20 protein-coding genes are annotated in these 19,627 nt (G+C 67.5%); 7 read left to right on the top strand and 13 right to left on the bottom strand.

Annotation, left to right across the window (positions count from 1 at the left end):
• On the bottom strand, window positions 1-2,388 hold the full coding sequence (locus G3T36_RS15350; protein ID WP_163290674.1) for a cell wall-binding repeat-containing protein: 2,388 nt from the start codon (window positions 2,386-2,388) through the stop codon (window positions 1-3).
• 147 nt (window positions 2,389-2,535) lie between these two features.
• Here G3T36_RS15350 and G3T36_RS15345 point away from each other — a divergent pair, with 147 nt between their 5' ends.
• The 4 genes from G3T36_RS15345 (at window position 2,536) to G3T36_RS15330 (ending at window position 5,547) form a co-directional block, all read left to right on the top strand.
• Window positions 2,536-2,778, top strand: coding sequence for an exodeoxyribonuclease VII small subunit (locus G3T36_RS15345; RefSeq protein WP_163290673.1), 243 nt, complete (start codon window positions 2,536-2,538; stop codon window positions 2,776-2,778).
• Between the two features lie 26 nt (window positions 2,779-2,804).
• Window positions 2,805-3,431: a DUF4245 domain-containing protein gene (locus G3T36_RS15340; protein ID WP_338031603.1), complete on the top strand. Its 627-nt coding sequence runs from the start codon at window positions 2,805-2,807 to the stop codon at window positions 3,429-3,431.
• The gene (locus tag G3T36_RS15335; protein ID WP_163290671.1) at window positions 3,428-4,066 is read left to right on the top strand and encodes a carbonic anhydrase; all 639 of its coding nucleotides are present in this window, start codon (window positions 3,428-3,430) and stop codon (window positions 4,064-4,066) included. Before G3T36_RS15340 ends, G3T36_RS15335 begins: the two co-directional genes overlap by 4 nt.
• 74 nt (window positions 4,067-4,140) lie before the next feature.
• Window positions 4,141-5,547, top strand: a complete 1,407-nt coding sequence (locus G3T36_RS15330) for an aspartate ammonia-lyase (protein WP_163290670.1) — start codon at window positions 4,141-4,143, stop codon at window positions 5,545-5,547.
• Between the two features lie 105 nt (window positions 5,548-5,652).
• Here G3T36_RS15330 and G3T36_RS15325 read toward each other — a convergent pair whose 3' ends face one another.
• From G3T36_RS15325 to G3T36_RS15310, 4 genes are all read right to left on the bottom strand, one after another.
• Window positions 5,653-6,282 carry an A24 family peptidase gene (locus G3T36_RS15325; protein ID WP_163290669.1) on the bottom strand — a complete coding sequence of 210 codons (630 nt, stop codon included), beginning with the start codon at window positions 6,280-6,282 and terminating at the stop codon, window positions 5,653-5,655.
• Window positions 6,283-6,398: 116 nt separating this feature from the next.
• Window positions 6,399-7,697, bottom strand: coding sequence for an RNA 5'-3' helicase PhoH2 (gene phoH2, locus G3T36_RS15320; RefSeq protein ID WP_163290744.1), 1,299 nt, complete (start codon window positions 7,695-7,697; stop codon window positions 6,399-6,401).
• Window positions 7,698-7,999: 302 nt separating this feature from the next.
• Window positions 8,000-9,115 (bottom strand): aminotransferase class V-fold PLP-dependent enzyme, encoded by a 1,116-nt coding sequence (locus G3T36_RS15315; protein ID WP_163290668.1) that lies wholly within the window; start codon window positions 9,113-9,115, stop codon window positions 8,000-8,002.
• A 59-nt stretch (window positions 9,116-9,174) separates the two neighbouring features.
• On the bottom strand, window positions 9,175-9,960 hold the full coding sequence (locus G3T36_RS15310) for an isoprenyl transferase (RefSeq protein ID WP_163290667.1): 786 nt from the start codon (window positions 9,958-9,960) through the stop codon (window positions 9,175-9,177).
• Between the two features lie 75 nt (window positions 9,961-10,035).
• Here G3T36_RS15310 and trhA point away from each other — a divergent pair, with 75 nt between their 5' ends.
• The gene (gene trhA / locus G3T36_RS15305) at window positions 10,036-10,842 is read left to right on the top strand and encodes a PAQR family membrane homeostasis protein TrhA (protein ID WP_163290666.1); all 807 of its coding nucleotides are present in this window, start codon (window positions 10,036-10,038) and stop codon (window positions 10,840-10,842) included.
• Here the strand turns inward: trhA and G3T36_RS15300 are convergent.
• On the bottom strand, window positions 10,839-11,192 hold the full coding sequence (locus tag G3T36_RS15300; RefSeq protein WP_338031602.1) for a hypothetical protein: 354 nt from the start codon (window positions 11,190-11,192) through the stop codon (window positions 10,839-10,841). The genes trhA and G3T36_RS15300 overlap by 4 nt on opposite strands.
• Window positions 11,193-11,371: 179 nt before the next feature.
• On the opposite strand from G3T36_RS15300, the gene G3T36_RS15295 reads away from it, so the two are divergent.
• Window positions 11,372-11,767 (top strand): DUF4307 domain-containing protein, encoded by a 396-nt coding sequence (locus G3T36_RS15295; protein WP_163290665.1) that lies wholly within the window; start codon window positions 11,372-11,374, stop codon window positions 11,765-11,767.
• A gap of 115 nt (window positions 11,768-11,882) precedes the next feature.
• Window positions 11,883-12,374, top strand: a complete 492-nt coding sequence (greA, locus tag G3T36_RS15290) for a transcription elongation factor GreA (protein ID WP_163290664.1) — start codon at window positions 11,883-11,885, stop codon at window positions 12,372-12,374.
• Window positions 12,375-12,385: 11 nt separating this feature from the next.
• On the opposite strand, the gene ilvA is transcribed toward greA, so the two are convergent.
• From ilvA to G3T36_RS15255, 7 genes are read right to left on the bottom strand one after another with little or no spacing between them, the layout of a single operon-like run.
• The gene (ilvA, locus tag G3T36_RS15285; RefSeq protein WP_163290663.1) at window positions 12,386-13,645 is read right to left on the bottom strand and encodes a threonine ammonia-lyase; all 1,260 of its coding nucleotides are present in this window, start codon (window positions 13,643-13,645) and stop codon (window positions 12,386-12,388) included.
• A 50-nt stretch (window positions 13,646-13,695) separates the two neighbouring features.
• Complete coding sequence (locus G3T36_RS15280; RefSeq protein ID WP_338031601.1) at window positions 13,696-14,943, bottom strand: AI-2E family transporter; 1,248 nt, start codon at window positions 14,941-14,943, stop codon at window positions 13,696-13,698.
• A 33-nt stretch (window positions 14,944-14,976) separates the two neighbouring features.
• The gene (locus G3T36_RS15275; RefSeq protein WP_163290662.1) at window positions 14,977-15,549 is read right to left on the bottom strand and encodes a hypothetical protein; all 573 of its coding nucleotides are present in this window, start codon (window positions 15,547-15,549) and stop codon (window positions 14,977-14,979) included.
• A 24-nt stretch (window positions 15,550-15,573) separates the two neighbouring features.
• On the bottom strand, window positions 15,574-16,656 hold the full coding sequence (locus tag G3T36_RS15270) for an ABC transporter ATP-binding protein (protein ID WP_163290661.1): 1,083 nt from the start codon (window positions 16,654-16,656) through the stop codon (window positions 15,574-15,576).
• Window positions 16,653-17,465 (bottom strand): ABC transporter permease, encoded by an 813-nt coding sequence (locus G3T36_RS15265; RefSeq protein WP_163290660.1) that lies wholly within the window; start codon window positions 17,463-17,465, stop codon window positions 16,653-16,655. The genes G3T36_RS15270 and G3T36_RS15265 overlap by 4 nt, the downstream gene beginning before the upstream one ends.
• Window positions 17,462-18,367, bottom strand: a complete 906-nt coding sequence (locus tag G3T36_RS15260) for an ABC transporter permease (RefSeq protein WP_193571241.1) — start codon at window positions 18,365-18,367, stop codon at window positions 17,462-17,464. Before G3T36_RS15260 ends, G3T36_RS15265 begins: the two co-directional genes overlap by 4 nt.
• Before the next feature lie 14 nt (window positions 18,368-18,381).
• Window positions 18,382-19,524 (bottom strand): ABC transporter substrate-binding protein, encoded by a 1,143-nt coding sequence (locus G3T36_RS15255; protein ID WP_163290659.1) that lies wholly within the window; start codon window positions 19,522-19,524, stop codon window positions 18,382-18,384.
• Between the last annotated feature and the right edge of the window lie 103 nt (window positions 19,525-19,627).

Here is a 19,627-nt window from a genome sequence, read left to right as displayed (position 1 = left end):
TCAGGGGCAGGGCGTCAGCGTGTCGACGCCGGTGCCCAGTGCGCCAGTGCCGCCCAGCACGACGACCTTCGTCGATCCGGATGACTGGATGTCCGCCAGGACCGACGACGGAACGCAGTTCTGCGGGATGGCGTACAGGGCCGCCGGAATGGCCCCGGCGCGGGCTGCGCCACCGAGCGCATCCGGGAACGCCAGCCCGGACGCGAGATAAGTCGTCGCGGTCGACGTGAAGAAGGCACGGTTGATCGCTTCCGAGGTCTGGTAGCGATCCGCTCCCCCGTATCGCTCGACCGTCGCGCCGGGCCGGGCGCCGAGCTGCGCGGCGATGCCGGCGGAGATCGAGGCCGTGCCGCCCGCGATCGCGAAGGACGTCGCATGCAGCCGGTCGATGGTGGTCGCCGTACCGTCGTCGATCGTGGCTTTCGCGCCGTTGACGAGGATGATCGGAGCCGACACCGACCCGGCCGCGGCTCCGGCTGACACGGCATCGGGGAAGTTCAGTCCGTTGGCGATGAACGCTGTCGCCGAGCCGCCCGGGAAGGCGTACGCCGCCAGCTTGCGGGATGTGTCGAAACGGTCGGTCCCGCCGATGCGTATGACTGTTTTCGACGCGTAGGCCCGGAGCTGAGCTAGAACGGTGGCGCTGACCGATCCTGTTCCGCCGACGACAACGATCGTCGCCGGTCTGAGGCGGGTCAGCTCTGACACGACGACGCTCGGGATGCTCGTTCCAGGAACAAGGAGCAGGGGTGCGTCAGTGTGCGCCGCGGCCGGCGCAGCGCCGAGGGCATCCGGGAATGCCGAACCCGCCGCGATGTAGACCGTCGCCGCAGTGCCGGGGAACCCGGACTTCGAAACGGCGACGGCGACGGAGTACCTGTCCGGTCCAGCCAGACGCGAGACCGTCGGCTTGACGGAGAGCGTCAGCGACCCGGTCGCGGGGGACGAAATCGACCACCTGCCCACCGATGCGACGACGCTGTAGCTGTGCGTGCCGACAGCGAGCCCGGTCAGCGGCACGGTCCACGACCCGGTCGAGGAAACGGAGGCGGTGACCGGTGAGGAGGATCCGTCGAAGGTGACGGAGATCACATGGTGGCTCGTCCCGTTCGCGAGCGTTCCGCTCAGCGCGCCGCCGACGAATGCCACCCCGATCGAGGTCACCTTCGGCGTGGCGATCGAGATCGACGGTTCCCAGGACGAACCCAGCGAACTCATCACGCTCGCCTGGCCGTGCGGCGACACCATCGGGAAGAAGAACGAGTACTGTCCCGGACTCGCCGGACCGGTGCACGTATCCGCTGTTCCACCGGGTGCGATTGTTCCGCCGGACACGACGCCGGCGGCCGACGAGCCGATCATCACTGCTCCACCGCTGTCGCCCTGAGCGACGCAGGCATCGGTGACCATCTCGTTCACGGCCTTGCCGTTCTGCCCGTTCTCGTCCGTCAAGGTCACCACGTCGTCGATGGCGAGGACGTGTCCGCACGTCCATCCGCTCATGGAGCCCGATTTGCAGATGGGAGCACCGACGACACCGCCCGTGTACCCCGTGACGGTGATCCCCGTCGACGGCGCGCCCGCTCCTCCGTTCCAGGTCGTGACCGCAGGCAGGGGGTTCGTGCCGGGCGAGAGCGAGACGAGTCCCTCATCGAAATTGTTGCCGTACCGGAAGTCGCTGGTGCTGAGAGGCCCCAGGTCGTCTCCCGCTGCGGCCGCGCCGGGTGCCGCCTGGCTGAGGAGGAATGCGTCTCCGAGCGCGGGCCCGCCGAGCCCGTAGCAGTGGCCCGCGGTGACAAAGCGACCCGCACCCGTGGTCTCGTCGTGGCCGTTGAAGCCGACCGAGCATCGCCATCCGGAGCCGTCAGCCCCTGTCGTGTATCCCCAGCCCTGACCGCCGCGCAGGTCGGCGAGGGGCCTGCCCGTGAGACCGGCGTAGCCCGGCGAGGCCGGCATGGGTCCGAGCTCCGGCGTCGCACCGGCGGCTGCGACGGCGCTGGCTGCGCGCTCGGTCGCGACCGGCACCCGAAGCGTCGTGCCGTCGAGTCGTGCCGAGTCTGTCGCTACACCGGATGTCCGAAGCCGCGCGAGAACGTCGGATGCATTCTCCGCTGCCGACGCGGCGGCGAGATAGGCGGCAGGTGTGATGTGCAGGTCGCGTCCGATCGAGGCCTGAAGGCTCGCGGGGAGCGCAGCCGCGGCGCGCTCGTACAGGGCGGCCGGATGCGGAACCATCCTGGCCGGGGGCGCCGCTGGTGCCGGATGCGCGCGCGCGATCACCGCCGCCGTCACGGTGCGTGCGGATGCGGCGCTCGCCGGTATGCCGATGGATGCGATCACGACTGACGACGCCGCGATGATCACCATCGCCGACGAGGAATATCGCATTCAAGTCCTTCCATGTCAGTCGCCGGGAGAAGCTTAGGCAAGAACGGCGTCACGCGGCAGTGCCCAGTTCGGTGGACGCGACCATGCTTTTGCTTGCCTGTGGAAACTCGCAACAGACCGTCTGGGGCTCGAACTAGACTGGGTGGCATGGCGCAATCCACCACCGGAGTCGAGGCTCTCAGTTACGAAGAGGCTCGCGACGAACTGGTCCGCGTCGTCTCCGAACTCGAACAGGGCTCGACCTCACTCGAGGATTCGATCGCGCTCTGGGAGCGCGGCGAGGCGCTCGCCCGGCGCTGCGAAGAGTGGCTCATCGGTGCGAAGGCGCGGCTCGACGCCGCTCGCGCCGGTGCCGTCCCGACCACGACGGGAGTCGTTGACGACGAATGAGTCCGTCGAAACGGCCCCCCGCAGTCGTGGCAGAACTCGGGCGGCCGGAAACACCCGAAGAAACGGCTGAGCGCAAGGCCGAGAATTCACGCAACCACCGCAACCGGCAGACGGTGAACAACCTCGTCTTCTCGCTGATCGCGACGGTGGCCGTCGTGGCACTCATCGTGCTCTTCGTTCCGCGTGGCCAGCCCGCCGGCGCTCCCGCCGTCGACTACGCGAGCATCGCCGGGCAGGCGCAGGGTGCCGAACCGGATGCGCTGCTGACACCGGCACTGCCCAGCGGCTGGAAGTCGAACGCCGCCGAACTGCGCACGAAGACTCCCGACGGCGTCGACGCCTGGTACATCGGCCTCATCACGCCGTCGAAGGAATACATCGGCATCATGCAGGGCTTCAAGGCCAACGACAGCTGGCTCGCGACCCAGGTCGACCGCTCGCTCGTCTCGTCGACGAAGACCGCCTGCGGGCTGCGGTGGGATGTCTATGACAACCGCAACTCGGGTCAGGACAACGGCAACGTCGACTACGCCCTCGCGACCAAGGCGGGCTCAAGCACCGTCGTCGTCTTCGGCACCGCCCAGAACCAGGAGTTCGATACCGTGACCAACGCACTGTGCGATCAGCTCGGCACGCTGGGAGCGGGGAAATGACGCCCCCGAGACCCTCGCGGGTGTGGGAGGCGATGCTGCGCGGAAACGAGCGTTTCGTCGCCGGCGAGCCCCAGCATCCGCGCCAGGATGTCGAGCGTCGCGAGACGCTCGCTGCCTCGCAGTCCCCGCTGGCCGCCATCTTCGGATGCAGCGACTCGCGCCTCGCGGCCGAGATCATCTTCGACCTGGGGCTCGGTGACGCCTTCGTCGTCCGCAACGCCGGGCAGGTCATGTCGGAGTCGGTGCTCGGCTCCCTCGAGTACGCGGTCGAAGTGCTGCGCGTGCCACTCATACTCGTACTCGGGCACGACGAGTGCGGCGCCGTGCGCGCGGCGATCGAGTCGCAGGCACCGGATGCCCAACCGTTGCCGCCGCACATCGCCAACCTCATCGCACCGATCGTTCCCGCCGTCCGGCGGATCACGCACGCCTCGCCCGAGCACCCGATCGAGATAGCAGACGTCGACGCGAGCGAGGTGGGCCGGGAGCATCTGCGCGACACGGTCGCCGATCTCCTGCGGAGCTCCGAGCTGATCAGCTCTGCCGTCGCGGAGGGAAGGTTGGCTATCGTTGGTGCCAACTACCGCCTCCAGGAAGGTCGGGCCGTTCCCGACATCGTCGTCGGACTGGTCTGAGGACCGGCCGGCTCAAACGCGTGACGCGCGTGCAACCCGCACAGCGCGCAGCGCCCCAGAAAGGAAAACACACCGTGGTGGACACCCCGGCTCATGCCGAGTACCGCATCGAACACGACACGATGGGCGAGGTCCGCGTTCCGGCCGACGCCCTCTACGGCGCCCAGACGCAGCGCGCAGTCGAGAACTTCCCGATCTCCGGGTCCGTGCTCGAGTCCGCGCAGATCGCTGCGCTCGCCCGCATCAAGAAGTCGGCTGCGCTGGCCAACGCCCGCCTCGGCGTTCTCGACCAGTCGATCGCCGACGCGATCGCCGCATCCGCTGACGAAGTGGTCACCGGAGTGCACGATCGCGAGTTCCCGATCGATGTCTATCAGACCGGCAGCGGCACGTCGTCGAACATGAACATGAACGAGGTGCTCGCCACGCTCGCCACCCGGCGGCTGGGCAGCCCGGTTCACCCCAACGACCACGTCAACGCCTCGCAGTCGTCGAACGACGTCTTCCCGACGTCGGTGCACGTCGCCGTGACGGGCGCGCTCATCGACGACCTCATTCCGGCGCTCGACCACCTCGCCGTCGCGCTCGAGGAGAAGGCCGCACTCTGGGCGACGGTCGTGAAGTCGGGCCGCACCCACCTGATGGATGCGACCCCCGTCACGCTCGGCCAGGAGTTCGGCGGCTACGCGGCGCAGATCCGCCTCGGCATCGAGCGCATCCAGGCCGCACTGCACCGGGTCGCGGAGGTTCCGCTCGGTGGCACCGCCGTGGGCACCGGGATCAACACGCCGATCGGTTTCCCCCAGCTGGTGATCGAACTTCTCACGCAGGAGACCGAGCTTCCGATCACCGAGGCGCGCAACCACTTCGAGGCGCAGGCGAACCGTGACGCGCTCGTCGAGGCGTCGGGCGCGCTGCGCACCATCGCGGTCAGCCTCACGAAGATCTGCAACGACCTCCGCTGGATGGGGTCCGGCCCGAACACCGGGCTCGGCGAGCTCAGCATCCCCGACCTGCAGCCCGGCTCGTCCATCATGCCCGGCAAGGTCAACCCGGTCATCCCGGAAGCCGTGCTCATGGTCTGTGCGCGCGTCGTCGGCAACGACGCCACCATCGCCTGGAGCGGTGCGTCGGGCAGCTTCGAACTCAACGTGGCCATCCCCGTGATGGGCACCGCACTCCTCGAGTCGATTCGTCTGCTCTCACAGGGAGCGCGTGTTCTCGCGGACAAGACGATCATCGGGCTCGAGGCCAACGTCGACCGCGCCCGCGCCTTCGCCGAGTCGTCGCCGTCCATCGTCACCCCGCTGAATCGGGTGATCGGCTACGAAGCCGCCGCCAAGGTCGCCAAGCACGCGGTCGCGAAGGGCATCACGATCCGTGAAGCCGTCATCGACCTCGGCTTCGTCGAACGCGGCGAGGTCACCCTGGAGCAGCTCGACACCGCACTCGACGTGCTGAGCATGACCCACCCGGGCTAGTCCTCTCGGGCCGAGCGCCTGCGCATGTTCGGTACGTCTGCCCCCGCTCGAGCCGCGGCAGACGTACCGAACCACCGCACACCCGACGTGCGCCGCGCGCCGCGGTCAGGCAGCGGGCGACAGGGCGACAGCCGCCCAGAACCCGCCCAGCATGAACGGTCCGAAGGCGATCCGATCACCGGCCCGCGTGCCACCGAACATCCCGGTGACGAGGGCCACGACGCCGGCAGCGACGAATGCCGAGACCGGGCCGAGCACCAGCTGCCATGGACCGAGCGCGCCGAGAACGAGTCCGAGCAGCGCGGCAAGCTTCACATCGCCCATTCCCGCTTCGCCTGCAAGCGCGGGAATGAGCAGCACCGCCGCATAGCCCGCTCCCCCGCACAGCGCAGCGACCGCCATGGCTGCACCGGTCGCGGCACCGGTCGTGGCTGCACCGGTCGCTACTAAACCCGTCGTGGCTGCACCGGTCGTGTCCGCGCCGGCGAACGCGCCGGCGAACGCGCCCCACGACAGCCCCGCGGCGGCGAACCCCAGCCCCGGAACGACCAGCGCGTTGGGCAGCCGGAACTCTGCGAGATCGATGCGGCACAGCTCGCCGGTCACGACCGCGAGGTACAGGAGCGGCACGGCGGCGGAGACCTGCCCGTCGGCGGCGCGCAGCCCGACCACGATCAGGCACGCTGCGAGCGCGACCCGGGCCACCGCATCCGGTGCTCTGATCGATCGATCCACGCGCATCCTGAAACGCTAGACCCGGAGCGGCGCCGGCCGCCGAAACCATCCACAGGCCGCGCAGCCGACCGCCCCCGCTCCCGGAGGAACGAGGGCGGTCGCCCCGAGCGGCGGGATCAGGCCAGTTCGTTTCCTTCCAGCATCTCGGTCACCAGTGCCGCAATGGCCGAACGCTCCGACCGGGTCAGCGTGATGTGACCGAACAGCGGGTGGCCTTTGAGCGTTTCAATGACGGAGGCGACACCGTCGTGCCGGCCGACACGGAGGTTGTCGCGCTGAGCGACATCGTGGGTCAGCACGACACGCGAGTTCTGACCGACGCGGCTCAGCACCGTCAGGAGCACATTGCGCTCCAGGGACTGCGCCTCGTCGACGATCACGAACGCGTCGTGCAGCGAACGACCCCGGATGTGCGTGAGCGGCAGGACCTCGAGGATCCCCCGGTCGAGCACTTCGTCGAGAACGTTCTGTGAGACCAGGGCGCCCAGCGTGTCGAACACCGCTTGCCCCCAGGGGTTCATCTTCTCGCCCTGGTCTCCGGGCAGGTAGCCGAGTTCCTGCCCGCCGACTGCGTAGAGCGGCCTGAACACCATGATCTTCTTGTGCTGGTTGCGCTCGAGCACCGCTTCCAGGCCTGCGCAGAGCGCGAGCGCGGACTTCCCCGTTCCGGCTCGACCTCCCAGTGACAGGATCCCGATCTCCGGGTCGAGCAGCATGTCGATGGCGAGCCGCTGCTCCGCCGACCGGCCGTGCAGGCCGAAGACATCGCGGTCGCCGCGCACCAGTTTGAAGGTGCGCTCTCCCGTCACGCGGCCAAGAGCGGAGCCGCGGTCGGAGTGGATGATCAGCCCCGTGTTGACCGGGAGCTCGGCGACGAGCGGCGAGCGAGCGGTCTCCTGGTCGTAGAGGTCGGCCATCGCATCCGAGCCGAGGGTGATCTCGGCCAGCCCCGTCCATCCGGAGTCCACGGCCAGTTCGGCACGGTACTCCTCGGCGGCCAGACCGATGGACGCGGCTTTCACGCGCAGCGGCAGGTCTTTGGAGACGACCGTCACGGCCAGTCCGTCGTTCGCGAGGTTCTGGGCGACCGCCAGGATGCGGGAGTCGTTGTCTCCCATCTGAAGCCCGCTGGGCAGCACGGACATGTTGGAATGGTTCAGCTCGACACGGAGGGAGCCGCCGTCGCCGACCGGGATCGGGAAGTCGAGACGCTCGTGCTTGATGCGCAGCTCGTCGAGGTTGCGCAGCGCCTGCCGGGCGAAGTACCCGATCTCCGGATCGTTGCGCTTACCCTCCAGCTCACTGATCACCACGACCGGGATGACGACGGCGTGTTCGGCGAACCGGAAGATCGCCTTCGGGTCAGACAACAAGACCGAGGTATCCAGGACATAGGTACGCTCGGTCTGTTCGATCTGTTCAGTTGTCTCCTGCGAGTCCCGCCGTTCGGTTCCGTTCTCCTGGTTTCCAGCTGGCTGTCGGGTTTCTAGTTCGGCCACAACCACTCCCACCCCGGCCGCAGCGAGTGCGATCGGATTCAGTTGGCGAGTCGGCCGGTTCTGTCGCGAAACGAACTTACGTGGCCGTCTCGACCGGGCGCCATGCCCGGTAATCCGACGGTACGTCCGCGGCGGGAAACGCCGGGTGTGACACGCCAAATGTTCAGGTAACGGGGAGGTGAATCCTGACCCCAGTTGAGGGTCTCGACAACGTCCTGCTAGTAGGCACTCGCGTAGGAGGTGAAGGCGGCGCGGAGCATGTCCAGCGTCTCTTCGCCGGTCCCGGCGTGGATGCTGAGGCGGATGCTCTGCCCGCGGCCCGTCGCAGTAACGCCGTGGTTGAACAGGGATGCCGCAAGCACGGTCAGCTGCTCCGGCTGCGGTTCGAGGACCACGATCCCGGCTCGCTCGTCGGAGCTCCTCGACGATCCGACCGGTATCGCGAACTCGTCGGCGATGTCGAGCACGCTTTCGACGCGGTCGGCGATGGCGGCATTGATCGCCGGTACCCCGACGGCGGCGATCTCTTCGAGCCCGGCCGAGAAGCGGGCCTGCGCGATGAGGTCGGGGTTGCTCACGCTGAACGCTTTCGCCGCGTGGCTCGGGTCGACCACGGTGTCCCACGACTCGTCCACGTCGATGCCCGTGAAGCCGCTGAACACCGGGGTGAGGTGGTCGAGCGCGCGCTCGCTGAGCGCCAGGAAGCCGGTGCCCCAGCCGGCGCGCACCCACTTCTGGCCGCCGGCGACGACGACGTCGGCGACCTCGTACGGTGCGTCGACCACGCCGAAGCCCTGGATCGCGTCCAGGATGAGCAGCCGATCGCCGATGACCTGGCGGATCCCGTCGATGTCGGTCAGGTAGCCGGTGCGTGAGTCGACGAGGCTGACAGCTACGGCCGCGATGCCCGGGGTGAGCTGCTCCTTGATCTGCCCGGGTGTCACCCGGCCGTGGTCGGTCTCCAGCCAGGTCGGGGTGACCACGTGGAGGGCCTGCGACGCGCGGACCGCTGCGAACGTGAGGCTGGGGAACTCACCGGCCGAGAGCAGCACGTCTCCGGTCATCCCGAACATCGCGTGCATGAGGCCCGTGCTCGTGTTCGGTTGGAACACCACCTGATCGGAGGCGAACCCGGTCAGTGTCGCGACGGCGTCGCGCACACGCTGGTCCTCCCGGCGCATCCCTTCGACACTCCCGAACCGCGCCTTGGCGAGGATCTCGTTCTGCCCGGTGGCTTCTGCGAGAACGGACGCGGACAACGGCCCGACCCGGCCGTAGTCCAGGTAGCCGGGCTCTTCGCGGAATCCCGCGGCGAACTCTTCCACAGTGGTCATCGTTTCCTCCGCGCTCATTCTGACAGCCCGGGCGCGCGAGGGATGCTCATTCGGGCCGGTCAGCCGCCATATCGTCGCTGACGCCGAGAGTAGTCGCGCACGGCACGGAGGAAGTCGACCTCGCGCAGGTCGGGGCCGAGCGCCTCGACGAAGTAGAACTCGCTGTGCGCGCTTTGCCAGAGCATGAAGTCGCTGAGCCGCTGCTCACCCGAGGTGCGGATGACCAGGTCGGGGTCGGGCTGGCCGCCGGTGTAGAGGTGCTCACCGATGAGGTCCGGCGTGAGCAGGTCGGCGAGGGTTTCGAGGCTGCCGCCGTCGGCGTGGTGTGCTGCGACGATGCTGCGCATCGCATCCGTGATCTCTTTGCGGCCTCCGTAGCCGACGGCGAGGTTGATGTGCAGCCCCGTGTTGGCGGCCGTGCGTTTCTCTGCGGCGACAAGGGCTGCCACCAGCGACTCGGGCAGTCCGGTCGTGGAACCGACGTGCTGGACCCGCCAGTTCCGGTAGTGCGAGAGGTCTTCTGCGAGGCCGGCGATGATCTCGATCAGGTCGGAGAGCTCCTCTCCGTCACGGTTCGTCAGGTTGTCGGACGAGAGGAGGTAGAGGGTCACCACCGATACCCCGAGGTCGTCGCACCATTCGAGGAACTCGCGCATCTTCGCCGCGCCCGCTCGATGACCGTGCGAGACGGTCTCATGCCCGGCCTGGCGCGCCCAGCGCCGGTTGCCGTCGATGATCATCGCGACGTGACCGGGGACGACGTCTTTGGTGAGCCCTCTGCGCAGCCGGTTCTGGTAGAGGCCGTACAGGAGCCCTCGCCCCAGTCCCGTCCGCTGCTTTGTCACACCTGTACGTTACCGCGAGCGCGGGCTCCGCCAACTCACAGGATCGTGCGACCGCGGGTCCCGTACTCTTGCAGAATGAACCCCCGCAAGACCCACGAAGCAGAGGATGTCGCCGAGCTCCTTCAGGAGCCCGCCTCAGAGCTGGGCCCGGCGGATGCCGCGGTCAAAGCGGACGAGGAGCGCGGCCCGGATCTTCCGAACATCCCGTTCCTCGATGCGTCAGCGGCGAACGTCGCCGACATCAAGCCGACCTGGCGCGGCTGGATCCACGCGGCCACGTTCCCTGTCGCCATCGCGGCCGGAATCGTCCTCATCGTCCTGGCACACGGGGCGCCGGCGAAATGGGCTTCCGCTGTCTTCATGCTCACGTCGATGCTCCTGTTCGGCAACTCGGCGCTCTACCACCGCTTCAACTGGAGACCGCGCACCAAGGTCATCCTGAAGCGCATCGACCACGCGAACATCTTCCTGCTGATCGCAGGGACGTACACCCCGCTCGCCATCCTGGCCCTCCCGCCGTCGAAGGGCATCCTGCTGCTTACGCTGGTGTGGGCAGGCGCCCTGATCGGAATCGGCTTCAGGGTGTTCTGGATCACCGCCCCGCGCTGGCTGTACGTGCCCATCTACCTTGCTCTCGGCTGGGCGGCGATCATGTACATCGTCGACCTGCTGGACGCCAGTGTGCCGATGATGGTGCTGGTGCTCGTCGGCGGCCTGCTCTACACCGCGGGCGCGATCATCTACGGGCTGAAGAAGCCCAACCCGTGGCCCGGGGTATTCGGCTTCCACGAGATCTTCCACACGCTGACCGTGCTGGCGTTCCTCTGCCACTGGACGGCGACGCTGATCATCGCGCTCCACCCGGTCTACAACGTCGGCTAGCGGGGGTCTCCCGGCTCGTCGGTGCCCGGCCTCTCGGTGCCCGGCTTCTCGGTGCCCGGCCTCTCGGTGCCCGGCTTCGGATCCACGTCGTCGTCGAGCTCGCGCAGCTGCTCATTGTCGAGGAGCTGCCGGATCTCGTCGCGGTAACGGACGCGGCGGATGCGGCGCACCATGTCGAGGATGAGCAGCACGACGGCCACCGCGATCAGGAAGGTGATGGCGAATCCGACCAGGCCCGGCGTGACCGTGTCGGGGTTGAAGTCGGGAGCGGGCGATGGTGACGGGGTCGGAGTGGCGGCCGCTCGGATGGGGCTCGCGATGATCGACTGCAGCAACGCGTGCGCGGTCACGCGTCGTTCTCGATTCCGGCGAACGGGTCGTTCTCAGGCATTTCCGTCTTCAATTCTCGCGGGCCGCTTCGGGAGCGGCCGAGGTTCTCAGGAATCTCTCCTAGTCTTGAGATCAAGCCTAACCGTTCGGAACGGCGCACCATTTTCACGGGAGTTTCAGTGCAGGGAGTAGCGGGGCTGTGACCGGGCAGCTTGCCGAACGGTACGGTCGCACACGCAATCGCGCACGGCGTGACCGCTGGTGGATCATCGGCATCGCCCTCGCCTTCGTGGCCGTCTTCACCGCCTGGGTGCTCTGGGCCGGGCTGGACGGTTCGTCAGGAGACCTCGAGGCGACCGACACCGCCCACACCATCGTCAACGCCCATAGCGTCAGCGTGACGTTCTCGATCAACACCGCGCCCGGCACGCCGGTGACCTGCGCCGTGCAGGCCCTCGACGAATCGTTCGCCATCGTCGGCTGGAAAATCGTGTCCTACCCGGGCTCTTCGCAGCGCGTGACGAGTCATACTGAGACCATCAGGACGACCCAGTTGAGCAACACCGGTTTGATTTCAAGCTGCTGGCTGACTTAAGATCTTCGAAACGCCCTGACGGATACGTCGGGGCGTCGACTTTATGTCGGATGAGCTCGGCTCGTCCCACCCACCACATCCGATGTCACAACCGGATGGCGCAAAGGAGTTCAGCATGTCTCAGGAGACTCAGGTCACCTTCTTGACCCAGGATGCTTACGACCGCCTCGCGGCCGAGCTGGAGGAGCTGAGCGTCAACGGCCGAAACGAGATCGCCAAGCGTATCGAGGCCGCGCGCGAAGAGGGAGACCTCAAGGAGAACGGCGGCTACCACGCCGCCAAGGACGAGCAGGGCAAGATCGAGGCGCGCATCGTGACGCTCACCCAGCTGCTCCGTCACGCGACAGTGGGTGCTGCGCCGGAGAGCCACGGGGTCGTGGAACCGGGCACGGTCATCACGGCGAACATCGCGGGCGACGAGAGCGTCTTCCTCATCGGCAACCGTGAGATGGCGTTCGGCAGCGACCTGTCGGTCTACAGCGAGCAGAGCCCGCTGGGGTCGGCGATCCTCGGTCTCAAGGTCGGCGACTCGACGAGTTACACCGCACCGAACGGCAAGCAGATCGACGTGACCGTCACCAAGGTCGAGACCTACCTGGGCCAGTAGGACTCACCGCTTCACTCGTAGTCGACGACCGGGTCGTACCCGGCTGTTCGCAGCGCCTCGATCACCAGCTGGCGGTGCTCCGAACCGCGCGTCTCGACGCTGACATCGAGCTCGACCTGGCTGAGTTGCAGGTCGTGCCCGTGGCGGGTGTGGAGGACTTCGACGACGTTGGCGTTCGCTTCGGCCAGCAGTTCGGCGATTCGCGCGAGCTGGCCCGGACGATCGGGCAGCGCGATCTTGAGCTTCAGGTAGCGATCGGATGCGGCCAGCCCGTGTCCGATGACGCGCTGCATCAGGAGCGGGTCGATGTTGCCCCCGCTGAGGATGGCGACGGTCGGCCCGGTCGGCGCGATCTTGCCCGCGAGGATGGCGGCCACCGAGACAGCGCCGGCCGGCTCGACCACCATTTTCGCGCGCTCCAGCAGCACGAGCATCGCACGGGCGATGTCGTCCTCCGTGACGGTCACGATCTCATCCACGGTGTCCCGGATGATCTCGAAGTTCAGGACGCCGGGCTTACTGACCGCGATCCCGTCCGCGATCGTCGCGACCGTCGAGATCTCGGTCGGCTCCCCCGCGGCCAGTGATGGCGGGTAGGCGGCGGCGTTGGCCGCCTGCACCCCGATGACACGGATCTCGCGGCCCTCCTGGGCTGCGCGCAGCTTGACCGCGCATGCGACGCCCGAGATGAGCCCACCTCCACCGATGGGAACGACGACCGTCGTCGCATCCGGGACGTCATCGAGGATCTCGAGACCGAGGGTCGCCTGCCCGGTCACGATGTCTTTGTGGTCGAACGGCGGAATCAGGACGGCACCGGTCTCGGCGGCGAATTCCGCGGCAGCGCGCAAGGGTTCCTCGACCGTGTCGCCGCGCAGGACGACATCCGCTCCGTACGCACGGGTGGCGGCCAGCTTCGGGATCGCGACACCGCGCGGCATGAAGATCGTGGCGGCGATGCCGAGGTCACGGGCCGCGAAGGCGACGCCCTGGGCATGATTGCCGGCGGAGGCCGCGACGACGCCGCGCGCCCGCTCTTCCGGGGTGAGCTTGACCAGGCGGTTGTAGGCGCCGCGGATCTTGTAAGACCCCGTGCGCTGCAGGTTCTCGCATTTGAGATGGACCGGCGATCCGAGGACCTCCGCGAGATAGCGAGAGGTCTCCATCGGCGTGTGCTCGGCGACCCGGGAGACGACGTCGCGCGCTGCCTCGATCTCGTCGAGTGTCGGGCCTGCGAATGGTGTGCGCGTCGTTCCGGTCAGGGTAGCCACCGGTTCAGTCTATTGGCGTTCATATTCCCAGCGCGGCATGGCCGACGGCCTCAGCGGGGCCTCCGGGCGGGCCGCGGAACGGTCTCCCACAGCACGGGTATCGGCTCGTCGATCGAGGGGTCTGACGGTGGTGCGGTGCGCCAGACACCGCTGGAGACGTAGCGCACCATCACGTTGAGCACAGCTGCGAAGGGCACCGCGAAGAGCGCCCCCGGGATACCGGCGAGGAGCGACCCCGCCGCGACGACGAGGACCACGGCGAGCGGATGCACTTTGACGGCCGTCCCCATGATGAACGGCTGCAGCACGTGGCCTTCGAGCTGCTGCACACCGAGAATGATCAGCAGCATGATCAACGCGAACACCCAGCCTTTGAAGATCAGGGCTATGAACACGGCGAGCGTTCCGGTCAGCACGGCACCGACGATGGGGATGAACGAGCCGAGGAAGACGAGGACGGTGATCGGGATGACCAGCGGGAGACCGAGGATGAGGGCCCCGAGCCCGATTCCGATCGCATCGATGGTCGCGACGAGGACCTGGACTTTGACGAAGCTCGTCAGGGTTGCCCAACCGGCGTGGCCGGCCCCGTCGACGGCCGCCCGTGCCTTGTGCGGGAAGATGTGGACGATCCAGTTCCAGATGCCTTTGCCGTCGATCAGGATGAAGATCAGGCTGAACAGCGTGAGCAGAACCCCGGTGAGCACGTGGCCGACGGTCGTGCCGACCGACAGCGCGCCGGAGATGAAGAACTGGCTCTGCTGCTGAAAAGCCGAGCCGAGTTGCTTGAGGTAGCCGTCGATCTGAGCGGGCGTGAGTCCGAGCGGCCCCGTCGTGAGCCAGGCCCGGAGATCCTTGTAGGCGGTGATGCTCTGGGCGCTCAGGGACGAGGACTCACGCGTCACCTCCCAGATGGCGAGGTAGAACAGGCCCCCGATCACGATGATCAAAGTCAGGAGCGCTGTCACGATGGCGATCCACCTCGGCCAGTGGTGGCGGTGGAGGAACGCCGAGAAGGGCACCAGCAGCGCGCCGATCAGCACGGCGATGAGCAGCGGGATGACGATCAGCCGCAGCTGGACCACCAGGAAGATCAGGACGGCGATCACCCCGGCGATGGCGAGCAGCCGCCACGACCACGCTCCCGCGACCCTCACGCCGCGAGGCAGCGTGGCCTCGATCGGCGCAGGCGCAGGGACCGGTGACGTCGTGACAGCTCTTCGGCGACCGGTGAAGAGTCCGCCGCGCGGGCGATCACGCCCCGGGCCAGGAGTGCTGGGTCCCTCGGTCGTAGTCACGCGGCAAGTCTAAGGGGGCCGGTCCGGACGGCCTCAGATCACGATCACGAGTGGCGGATATTCGATGCTCGTCGAATACCAGGTCCAGGGACCTCCTGACGAGGTCTGCTGGAAGAACGCGTTGACCTGGGCGTTCGCAGGAACGTTGTTGAGCACGACCGACAGCGCTCTCTTGCCGACGAGGGTCTTCGGACCTGTCCCGGTGAGCGTCCCGCCACCCGCGTATCCCCCGGCATTGAGCGTGACCGGGTTCGCCGCTTCGAGCAGAAACCCGATGACGTACGTCCCCGTCGTCGTGATCCCGTAGGCCGAGGGCTGGAAGTGCACGGAGACGAACGGCCCGCCGGCCGGCGTCGCGCGGTAGCTGTAGCTCGCGTACGGGGTCGCCGCGTCCGTCTGCAGGATGTCGGGAGCACCGAGCGTGAGATTCGTTCGCCCCTTCCCGATCGTGTGGACGGGGCTGATGACCTCGATGGGCGGCGGAAACCAGGGAAAGTGGACGATCTTCGTCCAGTCTTCGAGGGTGAGATCTTTCTCGAATGTTGTGAGGTCGATCCCCCTGTCCTCGAACGCAGCAGTAGCGATCTCGTACGATTCCTCAGACATGAGGAAAAGTCTACTCCTCGCTGTCTACCCCCTTGCGGTGGTCACAGTGACGGGTGAACCACTCAGTGCGAGAAACACGTCCTGGCCGGGCGACGTCGTCTCACGGGCCGCGTGCTGTACCGAGATGACGGCCCCATCGTCGAGTCGCACGAATGTCCGGCGCAGCGAGCCGAGAAAACTCGTCGCGACGACGGTTGCGGGTATCCCGGCCGGCGCGAGGCTGACGTCCTCGGGTCGCAGGAAGACGCGCACGGGTCCGTCGGCCACATCCGGCCGGACGAGCGGGAGCCGGTGACCGAGCACGGTGACGGACCCGCCGGAGACGACCCCGTCGATCCGGTTGCTGATGCCGACGAATTCTGCGACGAAGTCGGTCGCGGGCGCGCGGTACAGTTCCTCCGGCGTTCCGATCTGTTCGATGTCGCCGGCACGCATGACGGCGACGCGATCCGCGACGGCGAGGGCCTCCTCCTGGTCGTGCGTGACGAAGAGGGTCGTGATCCCCAGTTCTGTCTGGATCTTGCGGATCTCCTCCCGGAGCTGGACGCGCACCTTCGCGTCGAGGGCCGAGAGCGGCTCGTCCAGCAGAAGGACCCGAGGTCGTGTGACAAGGGCACGCGCCAGCGCCACCCGCTGCTGCTGCCCGCCCGACAGCTGGTGGGCGTACCGGCCGCCCAGCTGACCCAGGCCGACGAGATCCAGCGCCTCAGCCGACCGGCGCCGGCGGCTCGCCGCATCCACACGCCGCATCTCGAGGCCGAATTCGACGTTCTGCGTGACCGTCATGTGCGGGAAGAGCGAATACGACTGGAACACCATGCCGATGTCGCGCTTGTTCACGGGCGTGCCGACGACATCCACTCCGTTGATCCGGATCGACCCGGACGTGACCTGCTCGAGGCCGGAGAGCGCACGCAGGGCGGTCGTCTTGCCGCACCCCGACGGCCCGAGGAGGGCGACGAACTCGCCGCGGGCCATCGACAGGTTCACGCCGTTGAGCGCACGCTGTCCCGAGTAGTCCTTGACCACGTCGATGAGTTCGACGCTCGCCCCCTCCTGGACCGTGATGGGCGGTGTGGTCTGTTCGGTGTCAGCTGTCGTGGTCATACGATTCTCCGATTGCGCCCGAGCGAACCCAGGCGGCCGATGAGTAGAAGGAGGACGAAGGCGAGGACCAGGGCGAAGAGCGCGAAGATCGCGGCCACGTACGGATCGCTCTGCTGCAGGAGGATGAGCGCGGTCTGAAAGGTGTTCTGGCTGAGGAACGAGGCGATCGTGAACTCGCCGAGCACGACGGCGATGGTGATGAAGACGGCGGATGCGATGCCGCGTCGCAGGTTCGGCAGCACGATCCGCGCGATCACGCTCCCCCACCCGGCACCCAGCGAACGCGCCGCCTCCGTCAGGACGACGATGTCGAAGGCGGCGAGGCTCACGGCCATCGGGCGATAGGCGTACGGAAGCACGATGATCCCGATCGCGAACGCCAGGGTCCACGGGGAGCTGCCGAAGATCGCCGCCACCCCGGAGTAGACGGGCACGAAGCCGACGACGAGGACGACGGTCGGCACGGTGATCGGGAGGATGCAGACGAACTCGAGCCAGCGGCGCATCTTCGGGTACCGCAGCTCGACCAGCAGCATCGTGGGCAGCAGCAGCAACAGGATGATCGCCAGTGTGACGACACAGATGACGAGCGAGTTCCCCAGGCCCTGCCAGAGGACGTCGTAGGTCGAGGCGTCGGCGGGCCGGACGATCGACACGTAGTGCTCGAGGGTGAGCTGGCCCGTCTGGCCTTTGCGGAGCGTGAACTGGAAGAGCGCGAGGATCGGGATGAGGAAGGCGACCACCGAGACGATGAGGATGGCCCGTCGGGCGAATGCGCCCGGCTGCGCTCCGAAACGCCGGCCGCTCATCGCTGCCACCTCGACGTGCGTCGCTGGAGGGCCGAATAGGCGAGCATGACGACGACCATGACCACGAGCATCCCGAGTGCGAGCACACCGGCCACGTTCGAGACGCCGACGACGGTCTCGCTGGTGAGCTGCTGGCGGATGGTCAGCGGCACGATCCCGCCCTGGTCGATGAGTGCCGCCGCCGTCGCATACGACGAGAAGGCGTTGGCGAAGAGGAGGATGAAGCAGCCCCAGAACGCGGGCGCCAGGATCGGGAAGCCGACGCGCCGCCAGTAGGTGAGGCGACTGCCTCCGAGGATGGCCGTGGCCTCGCCCCATTGGGGCTTCAGCCCGGCCAGCGCCGGCATGAACGTGAGGACCATGAGAGGGATCTGGAAGTACACGTAGGGGAACAGCAGGCCCGGGACCTGGTAGAGGACCGGCCCGTTCGCATTGATGTCGAAGCCGAACGTCTGCTTAAGCCACTGCGTGAGCAGCCCCTGGATGCCGATGGTCGCAATGAACGCGAAGGCGAGCATGACGCCGCCGAACTGGGCGAGCACGCTGCTCGCGGAGTCGATGGCCGTGCGCAGGAATCCGTCGGGCCGCACGCCCAGCAGGGCGTAGCAGATGATCGCCCCGGCGACCGCGCCGACCGCAGCACTCACCAGGCTGACCGCGAACGACGCGACGAACGCCGACTGGATGGTGGGGTCGGCGAACGCGGTCAGGTTCGCGAACGTGAATCGCCCGTCGGACGTGAAGAACCCGCTCGCGACCGCGATGAGGGCGGGGACCGCGAGGAAGATCAGCACGTAGGCGGCGAACGGGGTGAAGCCCAGCCATGCGACGCTGCGGCGCCGGGACATCGTCCCGACGCCGCGCGTCGTCGTCGCCTTCACATCGGTCGAAGCGACAGTCATCTGGATCGCCTCGGTCAGCCGACGGCCTTGGCCCAGTTGCCCGACAGCACCTTGGAGGCCGCGGCGGCCTGGTCGGCGGTCAGCTGCACGAAGTCCGCGGGCGGCTCGCCGACGCTCTTCAGCACCTGGTCGTCGACGGTCTTGTTCTTCTGCGTGGCGGCGAGGGTCGACGGGTACGCGCCGGACGCGAGGAACAGGTTCTGCACCTCGGGCGTGTACAGGTACTCCTCCCAGAGGCGAGCAGCAGCGGGGTGCGGTGCATCCACGTTGATCGCCTGGTTGTAGTAGCTGCCGAGCGCGCTGCCGGGCAGGACGATCGTCTTCCAGTTCGGGTTACCGGCCGATCCGCCGTCCGGGCCCCAGGCCAGGTTGTTGTAGCTCCACTGGATGACGACGGGGGTCTCCCCCGAGTTCACCGTCGCCTGCGTCGGCAGGACCGAGAGGAAGTTGCCCGCCTTCTTCAGCTTGCCGAAGAAGTCGACACCCGGCTGGATGTTGTCGGCGGAGCCGCCGCTCTCGAGCGCTGCGAGGTAGACGGCACTGGCCGCTTCGTTCGCCTGGGTCGGGTTGCCCTTGATGGCCACCTTGCCCTTGTACGACGAGCCGAGGAGGTCGTCGAGGGAGGACGGCGCCTTCGTGATCTGCTTGGAGTCGTAGCCGATCGACATCAGGCCCGTGTAGTCGTAGTACCACTTGCCCGACGCATCCTTGAAGTCAGCGGGGATGTCGGCCCAGTTCGCGACCCTGTACGGGGCGAAGAGATCGAGGTTCTGGTCGAGCACGGCGGTACCGAGGTCGAAGACGTCAGGAGCCGTGGCCTGGCCCTTCTGCGACTTCGCTGCGGCGACCTCGTCGGCGCTCGAACCGTTCGGGTTCGCCGAATTGATCGTGATCTTCGGATACTTCTTCTTGAACCCGTCGATGATCTTGCCGTAGTTCGCCCAGGAGGGCGGAAGGGTGATGACGTTGAGCTGGCCTTCGGCGTTCGCCGCGGCGACCAGCTTGTCGAGTCCGCCGACGTCTGCGGCGCTGGTCGCCTTCGACGCGTCGACCTTGCTGGTTGCGGCCGTGCCGGCGGCCGCGGCCGAGCAACCGGCGAGCGCGAGGGCCGCGATGGTCGCGAGCGAGACTGCCGCGATCGTGCGCTTGGTGGTCAAGGGTGCCTCCTCGGAACGCCCACGGCCGACTCGCGCTGTGTCGCGAACCGTGCAACACCGCAGGATCGATCCTCGGGTCATGCTGTCGGCCGAGAGTTACCGT

The organism is Leifsonia tongyongensis (assembly GCF_010686705.1).
GTDB lineage: Bacteria > Actinomycetota > Actinomycetes > Actinomycetales > Microbacteriaceae > Diaminobutyricibacter > Diaminobutyricibacter tongyongensis.
Note: the sequence above shows the minus strand (reverse complement) of the source record. Positions and strands in the feature narration are given on the sequence as shown.

What these genes read in the sequence shown, in the direction of transcription:
- G3T36_RS15350 (WP_163290674.1), bottom strand. Translation starts at nt 2,388, where the DNA reads ATGCGATATTCCTCGTCGGCGATGGTGATCATCGCGGCGTCGTCAGTC.
- G3T36_RS15345 (WP_163290673.1), top strand. Translation starts at nt 2,536, where the DNA reads ATGGCGCAATCCACCACCGGAGTCGAGGCTCTCAGTTACGAAGAGGCT.
- G3T36_RS15335 (WP_163290671.1), top strand. Translation starts at nt 3,428, where the DNA reads ATGACGCCCCCGAGACCCTCGCGGGTGTGGGAGGCGATGCTGCGCGGA.
- G3T36_RS15315 (WP_163290668.1), bottom strand. Translation starts at nt 9,115, where the DNA reads ATGACCACTGTGGAAGAGTTCGCCGCGGGATTCCGCGAAGAGCCCGGC.
- trhA (WP_163290666.1), top strand. Translation starts at nt 10,036, where the DNA reads ATGAACCCCCGCAAGACCCACGAAGCAGAGGATGTCGCCGAGCTCCTT.
- greA (WP_163290664.1), top strand. Translation starts at nt 11,883, where the DNA reads ATGTCTCAGGAGACTCAGGTCACCTTCTTGACCCAGGATGCTTACGAC.
- G3T36_RS15275 (WP_163290662.1), bottom strand. Translation starts at nt 15,549, where the DNA reads ATGTCTGAGGAATCGTACGAGATCGCTACTGCTGCGTTCGAGGACAGG.
- G3T36_RS15270 (WP_163290661.1), bottom strand. Translation starts at nt 16,656, where the DNA reads ATGACCACGACAGCTGACACCGAACAGACCACACCGCCCATCACGGTC.
- G3T36_RS15265 (WP_163290660.1), bottom strand. Translation starts at nt 17,465, where the DNA reads ATGAGCGGCCGGCGTTTCGGAGCGCAGCCGGGCGCATTCGCCCGACGG.
- G3T36_RS15260 (WP_193571241.1), bottom strand. Translation starts at nt 18,367, where the DNA reads ATGACTGTCGCTTCGACCGATGTGAAGGCGACGACGACGCGCGGCGTC.